Source organism: Nonomuraea sp. NPDC049637 (genome assembly GCF_040675235.1).
GTDB lineage: Bacteria > Actinomycetota > Actinomycetes > Streptosporangiales > Streptosporangiaceae > Nonomuraea.
Map to the genome: position 1 here is coordinate 1 of NZ_JBFAOM010000001.1, position 15,236 is coordinate 15,236.

Here is a 15,236-nt window from a genome sequence, read left to right on the forward strand (position 1 = left end):
TCTGGTTGTTGTTGGTCTCTTTCCCGGTGGGGAGCGGCTGGGGGGGCCCCGCGCGGGGGGCGCCCCCCCCCCCCCCCCCCCGGCCCCGCCAGAGCCCCGGACCGGGCCAAGCCGGGGCCGAGTGGCCGTGGCCGCCACGGGGGCGCGGTCACGGCCGGGAGAATGGCCTGGCCCCCTCCTGCCCGGCCCGCCAGGTGTCTAACACCCTGCGGCAAAGAAAACTCTCGGTGAGTTAAAAATAATCTTGCGGCTGTTTGCCCCGCTCGGCGCGGCGTAGGCAGTTCATAACGCCTTTCGCATTACATGTCCATTATGTCCACTCGCCTACCCTGGGCGGCATGGGACAGTGGCGAGCCCCCGGCGGCATCCTGGTGGAGGCGATCATCCTCGATGATCGCCCACTGCTGCGCGTCTCCCACCGCGTCAACGGCCGGACGTACCTGCGCGGCTACTGCAAGACGGTCTCCGAACTCGACGAACACGGCGTGGACCTCGGCGAACTGGTGGAAGACAGCCCGCTTGACCATTTGTAGACCCCGGCCCGCCACTGTCGATCAACCCCCCGGGGTACGGCATGGTCCATGGTGGGGCTGCCGGCCTACGCGCCGATGATGGCCCAGCTGGGCACCCTGACCTCCGTCCAGGGCGAGGGCTGGGCCGTGGAGATGAAATGGGACGGCGTACGCGCCCTCGCCTACGTCGAAGGCGGCTCGGTGCGCCTGATGTCCCGTAACAACAAGGACATCACCCCCGCCTACCCCGAGCTGCAGCTCATGGCCGGCTCCACCGGCCGGCACGCGGCCGTGATCGACGGCGAGATCGTCGCCTTCGACGAGACCGGACGCCCCAGCTTCGCCGCCCTCCAGCCCCGCATGCACCAGCGCAACCCCGCCACCGTCGCCGAGCTCACCCGGGCGGTGCCGGTGACGTTCATGGCCTTCGACATCCTGCACCTCGACGCCGACAGCCTGATCGGCCGCCCCTACCGCGAACGCCGCGAACTGCTGGAGGGCACCCTGCGGCCCGGCTTCCGCTGGGAGGTGCCCGTGTGGTTCGCCGACCACGCCGACCGCGCCTTCGACTCCTCCCGGCAGCTCGGGCTCGAAGGGATCGTCTGCAAGCGGCTCGGCTCCCCCTACCGGCCCGGCCGGCGCAGCGGCGAATGGACCAAGGTCAAGAACGTCAGCGCCGCCGAGGTCGTCATCGGCGGCTGGCACCCCGGCGGCGGACGGCGGTCCGGCATGATCGGCTCGCTGCTGCTCGGCGCCTACGACCCGCGCGGCCGCCTGCTGTACGTCGGGCACGTCGGCACCGGGTTCACCCAGCAGATGCTGCGCGACCTCCAGGACCTCCTCGCCCCCCTGGAACGCCCCGGCCCGCCCTTCGACGAGCCCGTCCCGCGCGAGCACGCCCGCCACGCCCGCTGGGTCGAGCCCCGCGTCGTCGGCGAGGTCCAGTACGCCGAGGTCACCGGCGACGGCCGCCTGCGCCACCCCTCCTGGCGCGGCCTGCGCCCCGACCGCGAACCCGGCGAGGCGAGCACCGCCGAGTTCCTCGCCCCGGGGGACGCCGCGGCGGGCTGACCGGGCGCAGGACATGGCGCGACACGTCCCCTTCGGCCACGTTGAGCGATGAAGTCATGACTTACAGTGATCGGAATCGCTTCGGACCGCTCAAGAGGACATCGTGTCGAAGACTCTGGTCACCACGCTGGCCGCGTTCGCCGGCGTCTCGCTCGCCACCACACTCGCCACCGTGCTCACCACGGCGCTCACCACGGCGCTCACCACTGCGCTCACCATCGCGCCCGCCACCGCCCTCGTCGCCGCGCCCGCCACCGCCGAACCGCCGCCGCTCAAAGCGCCCGCCGCGCAGGGCTCTGTGCAGAGCCCTGCCCAGCGTCCCGCCCAGAGCCCCGCTCAGCGCTCTGCTCAGCGTCCCGCCCCGAGCCCTGCGCGGAGCCGGGACCGCAGCCCCGGCGCCGCGTCGTCGCCGCTCATGCGCCCGGGGCGCGCCACCCGCTACTGGACGCCCGGCAAACAGGCCAAGGCCAAGGCCGCCGCCCTCCCCCTCAGCACGACCGGCCACGACACGGCCGCCCAGAACGCCACCGACCACAACGCGGCCGACCCCGGCGCCACCGCCCAGAGCACCACTGCCCCCAGCACCACCGGCCTCAGCACGGCCGACCCCAGCACGGCCGGCCCCAGCGCGGCCGAGCGGCGCAGCGTGCCCGGCGCCAAACGGCTCACCCCCGGCGGCGACGCCAACGGCTACGCCCCCGTGCGCCGGCCGTACACCGCCGACGGCACCAGCCGCGTCACCGGGCGCCTGTTCTTCGTCAACGCCACCGGCCGCGACGACTCCTGCAGCGCCTCCGTCGTCCGCTCGGCCAGCAGGCTGCTGGTCATCACCGCCGCCCACTGCGTCTACAGCAGCCCCGACGGCTCAGCGTCCGGCACCTGGCACACCAACTTCGCCTTCGTCCCCGCCTACGACGGCCGCGCCGCCACCGCCGCGCAGCGCGAGCCGTACGGCAGATGGGGCGGACGCCGCGCCTGGAAGCCCGACGCCTACACCGGACGCACCGGCGGCGACTGGAACTCCGTCTACGACGTCGCGCTCGTCGAGGTCGGCGGCCGCAACCGCACCCTGCAGGACACCGTCGGCGCCTTCACCCCCCTGCGCAACGAGGGCGGCCGCTTCACCATCGCCGCCCCCGGCTACCCCGGCGTGCTCGGCCGCCGGCCCTACGACGGCCGCGACCAGCTCTGGTGCCTCGGCCGCACCCAGCAGGCCCGCGGCGAGAACACCACCGGCGACCTGCTCGCCGCCCGGCTGGCCGGCGCCGCCGACCCGGCCGGACGGATGGAGACCTACAACTGCCACCTGGCCAAGGGCCACAGCGGCGGGCCGTGGGTCGTCCGCGGCAGCGACGACCTGGTCGGCGTGCTGTCGGCGGGCAAGGAGGACGGCGAGCCCGACGGCAACTCCGTCGCCACCGCGCTCAACGTGGAGGGCTACGGCGCGATCGTCCGCCAGGCCGACCCCAAGGGCGTCTACGACTCCCTCTCCCTCGACGCCGCCGGCCCCGGCGCGCCCGTCCGCCGCGGCGGCACCGCCACCGTCACCGCGACCGTCACCATGCGCGGGCTCATGGCCGCCGCCCAGGTGCCCGTCACCCTCACGCTCCCGACCGGCGCCACCCTGGCCTCCGTCGACGGCGCCACCTGCCGCCACGGCGACCACCGCGCCGAATGCGTGATCGACGTCATCCACCCCGGCCGGCCGGTCCGCATCTCCGCCAAGGTCGCCGTCGGCCGCGACGCCGACGCCGCCCTGCCGGTCACCATGCACGTCACCTCCACCCGCCTCGACCCCGCCCAGCGCGACAACTCCGCCGTCCTGCGCCTGCGCACCGCCGCCGGCTGAGCCAGGTCCTGCGCCTGCGCACCGCCACTGGCTGAGCCGGGTCCGGCGCCGGCTCCCGCAGCGTCCGCGCCAGCAGCCAGGCCAGCACCGGGAAGGCGATCAGGCAGGCCAGCGCCGTCCTGATCGAGGCGGCCTCGGCCACCGCGCCCACCAGCGGGCTGGTCAGGCCGCCCACGCTCACCGCCAGCCCCAGCGTGACGCCGCTCGCCGTGCCCACCCGGTTCGGCAGGAGATCCTGCCCCAGGGTCACGTGCAGCGAGAACGGGACGTACAGGGCGACCGACGACGCGGCGACGAAGACGTAGACCAGCGGGCCCGGCGCCAGCACCACCCCGGCCACCGCGGGCGCCGCCGCCGCGTACGCCGCCCGCATCGCCCGCACCCGCCCCCACCGGGCCGCCAGCCGGCCCCCCAGCACCGTGCCCGCCGCCCCGCCCGCGAACAGCACGAACAACGCCGCCGCGCCCGCCGCGCCGCCGCCCACGTACAGGGCCACGAACGCGCTCAGACCGACGTACACCACCGACCGGAAGACGATCACCGACGTCAGCCGGGCGAACCCCGGCCAGTCGTCACGGCCCGCCGCCCGCCCCGCCGGACGCGCCCCGCCCCGGCCGCCCGCCAGGGCCCGCACCGCCGGGAGCGTCAGCACGGCCCCCAGCACCGCCGGCCCGGCCAGCAGCGGCGAGGCCCCCAGCCCCCACGCCGACAACAGCGGCGTCACCAGCACCGGCGCCGAGGCGAACCCCAGAGTCCCGCCCAAGGAGAACCAGCTCATCCGCACATGGCCGCCCTCGCTGGCGATCCTGGCCAGCCGCGCCGACTCCGGATGGTAGGCCGCCACCCCCAGCCCCGACACCGCCGCCGCCAGCCACGTCACCGCGTACGACCCCGTCACCCCGGCGCACGCCACGCCCGCCCCCGCCACCACCGTGGCCGACGGGATCAGCCACGGCATCCGCCACCGGTCCGTCAGCAGCCCGAAGACCGGCTGCACGACCGACGACGACAACGTGGCCGCCAGCACGATCCCCGACACCGCCACATAGCCGTACCCCCGCCCCGACACCAGGAACGGCACCAGCGCGGGCACCGCGCCCTGGTAGAAGTCCACGCACGCGTGCCCCGCCGCCAGCGACCGGATCCTGTTCACGCCACCGATGATGTCCCCGGCCCGACCTGGCCTGCTTCCGATAAAGTGCCAACCTATGCCGAATATCCGCCACACCCCCGTGGCGCCCACCGGCCGCCGCCCCCTGGCCCCCGGCACGGGCATCGACGCCCACCGGCACGACACCCACCAGATCGCCTACGCCTGCGCCGGCATGCTCTCCGTCACCACCGACGCCGGCACCTGGGTCGCCCCCGCCAACCGCGCCATCTGGGTGCCCGCCGGCACCGTGCACGAACACCGCGCCCACGGCAGCACCGACCTGCGCCTGGTCGGGCTCACCGACAACCCGCTCGGCCTCGACCGGCCCGCCGTCCTCGCCGTCGGCCCGCTGCTGCGCGAGCTCGTCATGGCCTGCACCGACGACGACGCCCCCGTGGGCGAAGAGCGCGAACGGCTGCTCGCCGTCCTGCTCGACCGGCTCAGACGCGCCCCCGAGCAGCCCTTCCACGTGCCCGCCGCGCGCGACCCGCGCCTGGCCGCCGTCTGCGCCGTCCTGCACGACGACCCCGCCGACGGGCGCACCCTGGCCACCCTCGCCGCCCTGGCAGGCACCAGCGAGCGCACGCTGGCCCGGCTGTGCCGCCGCGAGCTGGGCATGAGCTTCCCCCAGTGGCGCACCCAGGTCCGCCTGCACCAGGCGCTGCTGCTGCTGGCCGACGGCCTGCCGGTGACCGTGGTCGCCCATCGCTGCGGCTGGGCCTCGGCCAGTGCGTTCATCGACGTCTTCCGGCGGGCGCTGGGGTACACGCCGGGCCGCGCCTTTACAATGTAGATTCGCTACACTTGTCAGACGTGAGCAAAACGAAAGGCAAGGGCGGCGGCACCCCGGCCACCATGGCGCTGACCAAGGCCAAGGCCGACTTCACGCTCCACCCCTACGACCACGACCCGAACGCCCAGGCCTACGGCGAGGAGGCCGCCGACGCGCTCGGCGTGCCCTACGACCGCATCTTCAAGACGCTGGTCGCCGAGACCGAGAGCGGCCTCGCGGTGGCGGTCGTGCCGGTGTCGGGCAAGCTCGACCTCAAGGCCCTGGCCTCGGCGCTGGGCGGCAAGCGGGCCGCCATGGCCGAGGCGGCCAAGGTCGAGCGGGTGACCGGCTACGTGGTGGGCGGCATCAGCCCGCTCGGCCAGCGCAAGCAGCTTCCCACCGTGGTCGACTCCTCGGCGCTCGACCACGAGACGATCTACTTCTCGGCCGGCCGGCGCGGGCTCCAGATCGAGACCGCCCCCGACAACCTGATCACCCTCACCCGCGCGGTCACCGCCCCCATCGGCAAGGCGGGCTGAGGCGTCCGGCCGGGCGGCTACCGGGAGCGGTGGCGCGGCCGGCGGAACGACGGGTCGGGCGGGCCCTGCCCGAGCAGCCACTCGAACAACCGCCGGTGATGCCGGAAGAAGGCGCGCTCGCCCTGCCGCCGGTTCTTCTTCTTGTCCTGCTCCAGCGCCTCGGCCTCCTTCAGGCCGGGCGTGAACCCGCCGCCGAACCGGCCCATGTCCGGCCCGGGGAAGCCCCTCGGCTCGGTGTGGTCCAGCGCCTGCTGCATCGACTCGACCCAGATCGGGCCGGGCAGTGACGCCCCCTGCACCGCGCCGTAGTACTGGTCGCCGATCTGCACGCCCTGCAGCGGGTAGCGGTAGGAGCCCCGGATGTCGCCGAGGCTCACCGCCGCCGCCAGGTCCGGCGTGTACCCGGCGAACCAGGCCGAGGTGTAGCCGTTGTTGGTGCCGGTCTTGCCGGCCGCCGGGCGGCCGATGCTCTGCCCCTGCATGGTGCCCTTGTCGAACACCCCGGACAGGACGTGGTTGACGGCGTCGGCGACCGGCCGTTCCATGACCTGCTCGCAGGACGGCGGCACGTGCGCGCGCCGGCCGCTCCGGTCGGTGATCTCCACGATCGCCAGCGGCCGGCAGTGCACGCCGCGGGCCGCGAACGTGGCGAAGGCCCCCGCGACCGTCACCGGGTCCATCTCGTTGACGCCCAGCGTGAACGTCGGCACCTCGCGCAGCGGCCGGCCGTCGGCCCGCACCGCCCCGAGCGCCCTGGCCGTCTTGACCACGTTGCACAGCCCGACCTTGCGCTCCAGCATCATGTAGAAGATGTTCACCGACTTCCAGGTGCCAGTCTCGATGCTGTGCGGGCCGCCCGAGCCCTCGCCGCTGGCGTTGAGTATGCGCGTGCCGGGGTCGTTGACCGGCCGGCCGTCGCAGTTGCGGTAGCCCTGCGCGGGCACCAGCTCCCCCGGCGTCTGGAAGCCGTCGCCGAACCGCCAGCCCTGCTGCAACGCCGTGGCCAGGGTGAACACCTTGAACGTCGAGCCGGCCTGGAAGCCCTGGCCGCCGCCGTGCGCCACGTCGGCGGCCAGGTTGAAGGTGGTCCTCGGGCCGTTCTTCTTGTTGCCGCGGTTGCGGCCGAACTCCTTGCTGGCCGCCATCGCCCTGATCCGGCCGGTGCCGGGCTCGATCATGGCCTCCGCGGCGACCTCGGTGTCCTCCGGCGAGACGTGCCGCCGGATCGCCCGCTCGGCCGCGCGCTGCGCGACCGGGTCGAGGCCGGTCCTGATCACCAGGCCGCCCCTCGCCATCCTGGCCCGCCGCTCGGCCGGGGTGTTGCCGAACGCCGGGTTCGACAACATCTCGTTCTGGACGTACAGGCAGTAGTAGGGGTACGCGCTCTGCCCGCAGCCGCCCGGCTCGGGCTTCAGCCGCAGCGCCAGCGGCGCGCTCTTGGCGGCGTTCGCCTGGGCCTGCGTGATCAGCTTGAGCCCGGCCATCCGGTCCAGCACGAGGTCGCGCCGCTCCTTCAGCCGCGCCTCGTGCGAGCGGCCGAGCGAGGGATCGGTCGAGTACGGCATCCGCACCGCCCCCGCCAGCGTGGCGGCCTGGGTCAGCGTCAGCTTGGAGGCGGTGGTGGAGAAGAAGCGCCGGGCCGCCGCCTCCACGCCGTGGGCGCCGGCGCCGAAGTAGGCGATGTTGAGGTAGCGCTCAAGGATCTCGTCCTTGCGGTACTTGTGTTCCAGGGCCATCGCGTACCGCAGTTCGGTGATCTTGCGGGCCAGGTTGGGGGCGCGCGCCTTGTCCCGTTCGGCATCGGTGCGAGCGCTCTCGACCAGGATGTTCTTGACGAGCTGCTGCGTCAGCGACGAGCCGCCCTGCCGGATGCCGCCCGCCTGCGTGTTGGTGAGCAGCGCCCGCAACGTGCCCCGGACGTCGAGGCCGCCGTGCTCGTAGAAGCGGGCGTCCTCGATGGCCACGATGGCCTTGCGCATCAGGGGCGCGACGGCCCCGAGCGGCACGGCCGTCCTGTTGGCCTCGTAGAACTGGGCGAACTGCCTGCCGTCCTTGTCCAGCAGCCTGGTCACCTGCGCCAGGGGCTCCTCGCGGGGCGCGGGCGGCAGGTCGACGAAGGTGTCGGCGACGTTCTTGGCGGCCAGGCCGCCGCCGCTCACCACGGGAACGGCCAGTGCCGCCGCCAGCACCCCGCCGAGCGCCCCCGCCATGGCGAGGCCACCGATGGATCTGAGTACGGTCACGCAGATGATCTGCAACCAGCAGATCATCGGCAAACGCCCACTTCCCCGGTCTTTACCGTTCTCTTCGGATGTTCAGACCAAGCGAGGCGAACTGCTCGTACGGCCGGTGGTAGCCCCGCTCGATGTGGTGCACGCCGCGCAGCGTGGACGTCCCGTCGGCCACCGCCGCGGCCAGCACGGCCGAGAACCCGGCCCTGATGTCGGGCAGCGTCACGTCGGCGCCCCTGAGCTTGGAGACCCCGCGCACCACGGCCGAGTGCCGGGCGTTGGTGTCGTGGTAGCGGCAGGCCGGCCCGCCCAGGCACTGGTCGAACACCTCGATCTCACAGCCCATCCGCTGCAGCGCGGGCACGTAGACCAGGCGGTTCTCGAAGACCGTCTCGTGCAGCACCGACATGCCCTGGCTCTGCGTGAACAGCACCATGAGCGGCGTCTGCCAGTCGGTCATGAAGCCGGGGTGGGTGTCGGTCTGCACGGCCGCCGAGCGCAGCCCCTCGGGCGGGGCGGTGGCGCACAGGTACTCGTCGTTGATGTCGAACCGGGCGCCCATCCTGGCCAGCGTGGTGATCGCGGTCACCAGGCGGTCCTGGGGGCAGCCGTGCACCCGCACCTCTCCCCCGGTGATCAGCCCGGCCGCCAGGTAGGAGAACGCCTCGATGCGGTCGCCGGTCAGCCAGGTGGAGGCGCCGCGCAGGTGCTCGACGCCCTCGATGACGATCCGGCGGTCGGGCGACAGCTCGATCCGGGCGCCCATGCGCTGCAGGAACAGCGCCAGCTCCACCACCTCGGGCTCCATGGCGGCGTTCTTCAGCACGGTCTTGCCCTCGGCCAGCACCGCCGACATGAGGATCGTCTCCGTCGCCCCCACGCTGGGGTACGGCAGTTCGAGCCGGGCCCCGTTGAGCCGCTTGGCCTTGGCCGAGATGCCGGTGTCGCCCACCTCCACCTCCGCCCCCATCGAGCGCAACGCCTCCACGTGGAAATTCACCGGCCGCCGCCCGATCGGGTCGCCGCCGACCAGCGGCACGAACGCCTCCCCCGCCAGGTGCAGCAACGGCCCGAGCATGAGGATGGGGATGCGGTTGAGCCCGGTGAACGCGTCGGGCACCCGCGGCCTGATCTCCGCCCCGCGCTCGATGCGGATCTCGGGGCCGGCGATCTCGACATGGATGCCGAGCGCCTCCAGCATCGCCGCGGTGATGCCCACCTCGCCCACGTCGGGGGCGTTGTGGATGCTGCTCTCGCCGTTGCCCAGCATGGCGGCGACCATGTGCTTGGACACACCGTTCTTGGAGCCCCGTACGACGACGTCCCCGCGGAGGGGGCCGGAGGGCTCGATCAGCCAGACCTCTTCTGCAATCACGAAGCGAGCCTAACCGGGAGATACCATCGAGCTGGTTCGGATGCAGTTGTGAGGGGGAATGGCGTGACGAGGGAAGTACGCGCTTTTGCGGTAACTGTCCTCATACTCGCCACTCTCGGGGTCGCCGCCGGGCTGAGCTGGTCCGCGATCTCGCCGCGGGCCCCGTACCAGGTGACCGAGCACGGCCTGGTGCTGGCCGACCTCACCACGCAGGCGCTGATCGCGGCCGACGGCTGGTTCGCGGTGATCACGGGCGCGCTGGGGCTGCTCTGCGGCGGTCTGGCGTGGTTCGCCGGGCGGCGCTGGATGCTGGCGGTGCTGCTCGGGTTGTGCGCGGGCGGGGTGGCGGGCAGTTTCCTCACGTTGTGGGCCGGGTCCACGTTCACGATCGGCGCGGTGGCCGTGGAGGCCGCGGCCGAGCCCGGGGTGCGGATCGTCCCCGGGGCGCTGAAGCTGACCGCCGAGGGGGTGCTGGTGGCCTGGCCGCTGCTCGCGGTCGGCCTGTTCGGGCTGCTGGAGGGCATGCACGGCTACCGCGAGTCGCCGCTGCGGCACCCGTACGGCATCGAGCCCTAGAGCGGCGGGCGGCGCAGGCCGTGGCCGGTGGCCTGCTCGAACGCGCGGGCCACGCGCAGCACCCTGGCGTCGGCGAACGGCCGCCCGACGATCTGCACCCCGACCGGCAGCCCCTCGGGCGTGAACCCGGCCGGCACCGAGGCCGCCGGCGCGTGCAGCACGCTGATCCAGTACGCCGAACGCATCCAGGCCAGGTAGTCGGGCAGCGGCTCGCCGTTGATCTCGCTCACGTGCGGCTGCTCCACCGGGAACGGCGGCACCTGGCTGACCGGCGCGAGCAGCACGTCGTAGGTGTCGAAGAAGCCGGCCATGCGCTGGTAGAGGCCGCTGCGCAGCCGTTCGGCGCGGGCCAGGTCGGCGCCGGTGACCGTGCGGCCCCGCTCGACGTTCCAGCTCGTGTTGGGGCCGAGGCCGGTCAGGTCGCCGAAGGACAGGGCGTAGTACCAGGCGCGGTAGATCCGGAAGGCGTCCTCGGCGTCGGACAGGTCGAGCGCGACCTGCTCCACGTGCGCCCCCAGCTCCTCGAACACGGCCGGCGCCGTCGCGGTCACCGCGGCCGTGCGCGGATCGACCGGCAGCCCGCCCAGGTCGGGGCTCCACGCCACCCGCATCCCGCGCACCCCCTGCTCGGGCTCTGGCGCGAACCGCTCCTTAATCGCGAACGGCGAGCGGGCGTCGAACCCGGCGACGGCCCCCAGCATCAGCGTGAGGTCGTCGACCGTGCGCGCCATCGGCCCCGGCACCGCCAGCGTGTACCAGGCGGCCGTGTCGGAGGGGTCGGGGACGCGGCCCGGCGTGGGGCGCAGGCCCACGACGTTGCAGAACGACGCGGGGTTGCGCAGCGAGCCGCCCATGTCCGAGCCGTCGGCCAGCGGGACCATGCCGGTGGCCAGGGCCGCCGCGGCCCCGCCGCTGCTGCCGCCGGCCGACCTGGCCACGTCGTAGGGGTTCCTGGTGGCGCCGAAGACCTCGTTGACGGTGTGCGAGCCGGTGCCGAACTCGGGCGTGTTGGTCTTGCCGATCGTGATCGCCCCGGCGGCGCGCAGGCGGCGCACGATCAGGTCGTCCTTGTCGGGGACGTTCCGCGCGAACAGCGGCGAACCGTACGTGGTGCGGATGCCCGCGGTGTCCACCAGGTCCTTGTGGGCCACCGGGACGCCGTGCAGCGGCCCCTCGGGCTCGGCCGCGTCGGCCGCCCTGGCAGCTTCCAGCGCCTGCTCGGCCACCAGCGTCACGATGGCGTTGACCCGGGGGTTGACCTGCTCGATGCGGTCGAGGTGGGCCTGGAGCAGCTCCACGGCGCTCACCTGCCCGGCCCTGATCAGGCGGGCCATCTCGGTCGCGGTCAGGTAGTGCAGTTCGCTCACCCTGCGATCCTGCCCCACCCGCGCGCCGGGACACGACGGCGACCTTTGCCCACCTCCCCGGCCCGCCTTGGCACCCGCCCACAAGGCGGACCCGGCCGCCCCGGCGCGATCAGGCGCCGAGGCGGGCCGGGCCGCATTCGGAGGGGCAGCCCCTCAGGCGGACCCGGCCGCTCCGGAGGGTCAGGCGCCCAGGCAGGCCGGGCCGAGGAGTTGCTTGAGGTCGCCCATCAGCGCCGGCGACGGTGAGACCCGCAGGCGGTCGTCGACCCGCATGACGGTCGTCTTCGGCCCGTTGTGCACCTGAAGATGCACCTCCGAGGTGCCCGGATGCGTGGTGAGGATCTCCTTCAGCCGCCCGACCACCGGCGGCGTGCACCGGGTCAGCGGCAGGCTCACCAGCAGCGGCCCGCCCGCCTCCTGGGTCAGGTCGGGCGCGGTCACCTCCATGGCGATGACCTTCGCGACGTCCTCCCGCTTGTCGATGCGCCCCTTGACGAAGACGATCGCGTCCTCGGCCAGGATCGTCGAGCACAGCTGGTACGCCGACGGGAAGATCATCACCTCGATCGCGCCTTCGAGGTCCTCGAGCTGGGTGAGCACCCACGTGTCACCCTTCTTGGTGACCTTGCGCTGCACCCCGCTCAGGATGCCGCCCAGCGTCACGACCTGCCCGTCGGCCCGGCTCTCGTCCTGGACGGCGGCGATCGAGCAGTCGGCCCCCGCGGCCAGGATGTGCTCCACGCCGAACAGCGGGTGGTCGGAGACGTAGAGGCCGAGCATCTCCCGCTCGAACTGCAGCAGCGTGTTCTTGTCCCACTCCCCCGGCGGGATCTGCACGTCGAAGGTCTGGTCCTCGCCGCCGTCGATCGCGCCGAACAGGGAGTCCTGGCCGATGGCCTCGTTCTTCTTGATGTCGATGATCGCGTCGACGGCCTGCTCGTGCACCATGACCAGGCCCTTGCGCACGTGGCCGAGCGAGTCGAAGGCCCCGGCCTTGACCAGCGACTCGATCACGCGCTTGTTGCACACGATCGCGGGCACCTTGCGCAGGAAGTCCTTGAAGTCGGCGAAGCGGCCCTTGGACTTGCGCGCCGAGATGATGCCGTCGACGACGTTGCCGCCGACGTTGCGCACCGCCGACAGGCCGAAGCGGATGTCGGTGCCGCGCGGGGTGAAGTCGAAGTCGGAGTCGTTGACGTCGGGCGGGAACACCTTGATGCCCATGCGGCGGCACTCGTTGAGGTAGAGGGCCGACTTGTCCTTGTCGTCCTTGACGCTCGACAGCAGCGCCGCCATGTACGCGGCCGGGTGGTTGGCCTTGAGGTAGGCCGTCCAGTAGGAGACCAGGCCGTAGGCCGCCGAGTGGGCCTTGTTGAAGGCGTAGTCGGAGAAGGGTAGCAGGATGTCCCAGAGCGTCTTGACGGCCTCGGCGGAGTAGCCGTTGCTCTTCATGCCGCTCTCGAAGGACTCGAACTGTTTGTCCAGCTCGGCCTTCTTCTTCTTGCCCATCGCCCGGCGCAGCAGGTCGGCTTTGCCGAGCGAGAACCCGGCGACCTTCTGCGCGATGGCCATGACCTGCTCCTGATAGACGATCAGGCCGTAGGTCGTGTCGAGGATCTCGGCCAGTGAGTCCTTGAACTCGGGGTGGATCGGGGTGATCTCCTGCTGGCCGTTCTTGCGCAGGGCGTAGTTGGTGTGGGAGTTGGCGCCCATCGGGCCGGGACGGTAGAGGGCGCCGACGGCCGAGATGTCCTCGAAGTTGTCGGGCTTCATCAGCCGCAGCAGCGAGCGCATGCCGCCGCCGTCGAGCTGGAACACGCCCAGCGTGTCGCCCCTGCCCAGCAGCTCGTACGTCTTCCGGTCGTCGAGCGGCAGCTTCAGCAGGTCGATCTGCTCGCCGGTGGTGGACTCGATCATCTTCAGGCAGTCGTCGATGATCGTGAGGTTGCGCAGGCCCAGGAAGTCCATCTTCAGCAGGCCGAGCGTCTCGCAGGTCGGGTAGTCGAACTGCGTGATGATCGCGCCGTCGGAGTCGCGGCGCATGATCGGGATGTGGTCGGTGATCACCTCGCGGGACATGATCACGCCGGCGGCGTGCACGCCCGTCTGCCTGATCAGGCCCTCCAGGCCCTTGCCGAGGTCCATCGTCGCCTTGACGTCGACGTCTTCCTCGTAGAGCCGGCGCAGCTCGCCCGCCTCGTTGTAGCGCGGGTGGTCCTTGTCGAAGATGCCCGACAGCGGGATGTCCTTGCCCATCACGGCCGGCGGGAACGCCTTGGACACCTTGTCGCCCAGCGCGTAGGGATAGCCCAGGACGCGACCGGCGTCCTTGATGGCGGCCTTCGCCTTGATGGTGCCGAACGTGGCGATCATGGCGACCTTGTCGGCGCCCCACTTCTCGGTCACGTAGCGGATCACGTCGCCGCGCCGGCGCTCGTCGAAGTCGATGTCGACGTCGGGCATGGAGACGCGGTCGGGGTTGAGGAAGCGCTCGAAGATCAGGCCGTGCGGGAGCGGGTCGAGGTCGGTGATGCCCATCGCGTACGCCACCAGCGAGCCGGCCGCCGAGCCACGGCCCGGGCCGACCGGGATGCCGTTCTGCTTGGCCCACATGATGAAGTCGGCGACCACGAGGAAGTAGCTCGGGAAGCCCATCTGCTCGATGATGCCGATCTCGTACTCGGCCTGCCGCTTGTGCTCGTCGTCGTAGCCCTCGGGCCAGCGGCGGTCCATGCCCTCCCAGACGGTCTTGCGGAAGAACTCGCTCTCCGTCATGCCGTCGGGGATGGGGTAGGTGGGCATGAGGTTCTTGAACTCGAAGAACCCGGTCGGATCGACCTTCTCGGCCACCAGGAGCGTGTTGCGGCAGCCCTCGGCCCACAGGTCGGAGGAGTCGACGGCGCGCATCTCGTCGGCGGTCTTGATGTAGTAGCCGGAGCCGTCGAAGCGGAAGCGGTCGGGGTCGGACAGCTGCTTGCCGGTCTGGATGCACAGCAGGGCGTCGTGGGAGGCGGCGTCGGACTCGTAGGTGTAGTGGGAGTCGTTGGTCACCAGCGGCGGGATGGCGAGCTCTTTGCTGATGCGGGTCAGGCCGTCGCGGACCCGGCGCTCGATGTCGAGGCCGTGGTCCATGATCTCCAGGAAGAAATTGTCCTTGCCGAAGATTTCCTGATATTTCGCGGCGGCCTTGAGCGCCTCGTCGTACTGGCCGAGCCGCAGCCTCGTCTGCACCTCGCCCGACGGGCAGCCGGTGGTGGCCATCAGGCCGTCGGCGTGCTCGGCCAGGATCTCGGCGTCCATGCGGGCCCACTTGCGCACGAAGCCCTCGGTGTAGGCGCGCGAGCTGAGCTTCATCAGGTTGTGCAGGCCGGTCTTGTTGCGCGCCCAGATCGTCATGTGGGTGTAGTAGCCACCCGCCGAGACGTCGTCCTTCTTCTGGTGCGGCTCGCCCCACAGCACGGGCTTCTTGTTGTGCCGCAGCTCCGGCGCGACGTAGGCCTCGATGCCGATGATCGGCTTGATGCCGGCGCCCGTGGCCTGCTTGTAGAAGTCGTACGCGCCGTGCATGTTGCCGTGGTCGGTGATCGCGATGGCGGGCATGCCCAGGTCGCCGACCTGTTTGAACATCTGCTTGAGCCGGGCGGCCCCGTCGAGCATGGAGTATTCGGTGTGCACATGCAGATGGACGAACGAGTCGCTGGACGACATGGAGCGGCGCCTCCCCGGGTCTGGATGCGATGGTGCGCTCCGACTCTAGTGGGCCGGACCGACATCCCGGAGCCGCCTCGCGC

At 72.0% G+C, this 15,236-nt stretch carries 11 protein-coding genes; 6 read left to right on the plus strand and 5 right to left on the minus strand.

Features of this window, described 5'->3' with window-relative positions; translation table 11 throughout:
- The first annotated feature begins 338 nt into the window (after positions 1-338).
- From AB0J71_RS00005 to AB0J71_RS00015, 3 genes are all read left to right on the plus strand, one after another.
- Complete coding sequence (locus AB0J71_RS00005) at positions 339-533, plus strand: hypothetical protein (protein WP_352329314.1); 195 nt, start codon at positions 339-341, stop codon at positions 531-533.
- Between the two features lie 48 nt (positions 534-581).
- Positions 582-1,583 (plus strand): non-homologous end-joining DNA ligase, encoded by a 1,002-nt coding sequence (ligD, locus tag AB0J71_RS00010; protein WP_352329315.1) that lies wholly within the window; start codon positions 582-584, stop codon positions 1,581-1,583.
- Positions 1,584-1,686: 103 nt separating this feature from the next.
- Positions 1,687-3,432: a trypsin-like peptidase domain-containing protein gene (locus tag AB0J71_RS00015; protein WP_364411659.1), complete on the plus strand. Its 1,746-nt coding sequence runs from the start codon at positions 1,687-1,689 to the stop codon at positions 3,430-3,432.
- Here AB0J71_RS00015 and AB0J71_RS00020 read toward each other — a convergent pair.
- Positions 3,359-4,585, minus strand: coding sequence for an MFS transporter (locus AB0J71_RS00020; RefSeq protein WP_352329318.1), 1,227 nt, complete (start codon positions 4,583-4,585; stop codon positions 3,359-3,361). The two genes, AB0J71_RS00015 and AB0J71_RS00020, sit on opposite strands and share 74 nt — an antisense overlap.
- 55 nt (positions 4,586-4,640) lie before the next feature.
- On the opposite strand from AB0J71_RS00020, the gene AB0J71_RS00025 reads away from it, so the two are divergent.
- Positions 4,641-5,378, plus strand: a complete 738-nt coding sequence (locus tag AB0J71_RS00025) for a helix-turn-helix transcriptional regulator (RefSeq protein ID WP_352329320.1) — start codon at positions 4,641-4,643, stop codon at positions 5,376-5,378.
- A gap of 62 nt (positions 5,379-5,440) precedes the next feature.
- Complete coding sequence (gene ybaK / locus AB0J71_RS00030) at positions 5,441-5,896, plus strand: Cys-tRNA(Pro) deacylase (RefSeq protein WP_352329324.1); 456 nt, start codon at positions 5,441-5,443, stop codon at positions 5,894-5,896.
- A 17-nt stretch (positions 5,897-5,913) separates the two neighbouring features.
- On the opposite strand, the gene AB0J71_RS00035 is transcribed toward ybaK, so the two are convergent.
- Together AB0J71_RS00035 and murA are read right to left on the minus strand one after the other, a co-directional pair.
- The gene (locus AB0J71_RS00035) at positions 5,914-8,154 is read right to left on the minus strand and encodes a transglycosylase domain-containing protein (RefSeq protein WP_364411661.1); all 2,241 of its coding nucleotides are present in this window, start codon (positions 8,152-8,154) and stop codon (positions 5,914-5,916) included.
- Positions 8,155-8,191: 37 nt separating this feature from the next.
- A complete protein-coding gene (gene murA, locus AB0J71_RS00040) occupies positions 8,192-9,502 on the minus strand; it encodes a UDP-N-acetylglucosamine 1-carboxyvinyltransferase (protein WP_352324923.1) in 1,311 nt (436 codons plus the stop codon).
- Between the two features lie 63 nt (positions 9,503-9,565).
- Between murA and AB0J71_RS00045 the strand changes: the two genes are divergently transcribed.
- Positions 9,566-10,078: a hypothetical protein gene (locus AB0J71_RS00045; RefSeq protein WP_352324922.1), complete on the plus strand. Its 513-nt coding sequence runs from the start codon at positions 9,566-9,568 to the stop codon at positions 10,076-10,078.
- On the opposite strand, the gene AB0J71_RS00050 is transcribed toward AB0J71_RS00045, so the two are convergent.
- Positions 10,075-11,445, minus strand: coding sequence for an amidase (locus tag AB0J71_RS00050; protein WP_364411664.1), 1,371 nt, complete (start codon positions 11,443-11,445; stop codon positions 10,075-10,077). The two genes, AB0J71_RS00045 and AB0J71_RS00050, sit on opposite strands and share 4 nt — an antisense overlap.
- A gap of 180 nt (positions 11,446-11,625) precedes the next feature.
- The gene (gene dnaE, locus AB0J71_RS00055) at positions 11,626-15,153 is read right to left on the minus strand and encodes a DNA polymerase III subunit alpha (RefSeq protein ID WP_352324920.1); all 3,528 of its coding nucleotides are present in this window, start codon (positions 15,151-15,153) and stop codon (positions 11,626-11,628) included.
- Positions 15,154-15,236: the final 83 nt, after the last annotated feature.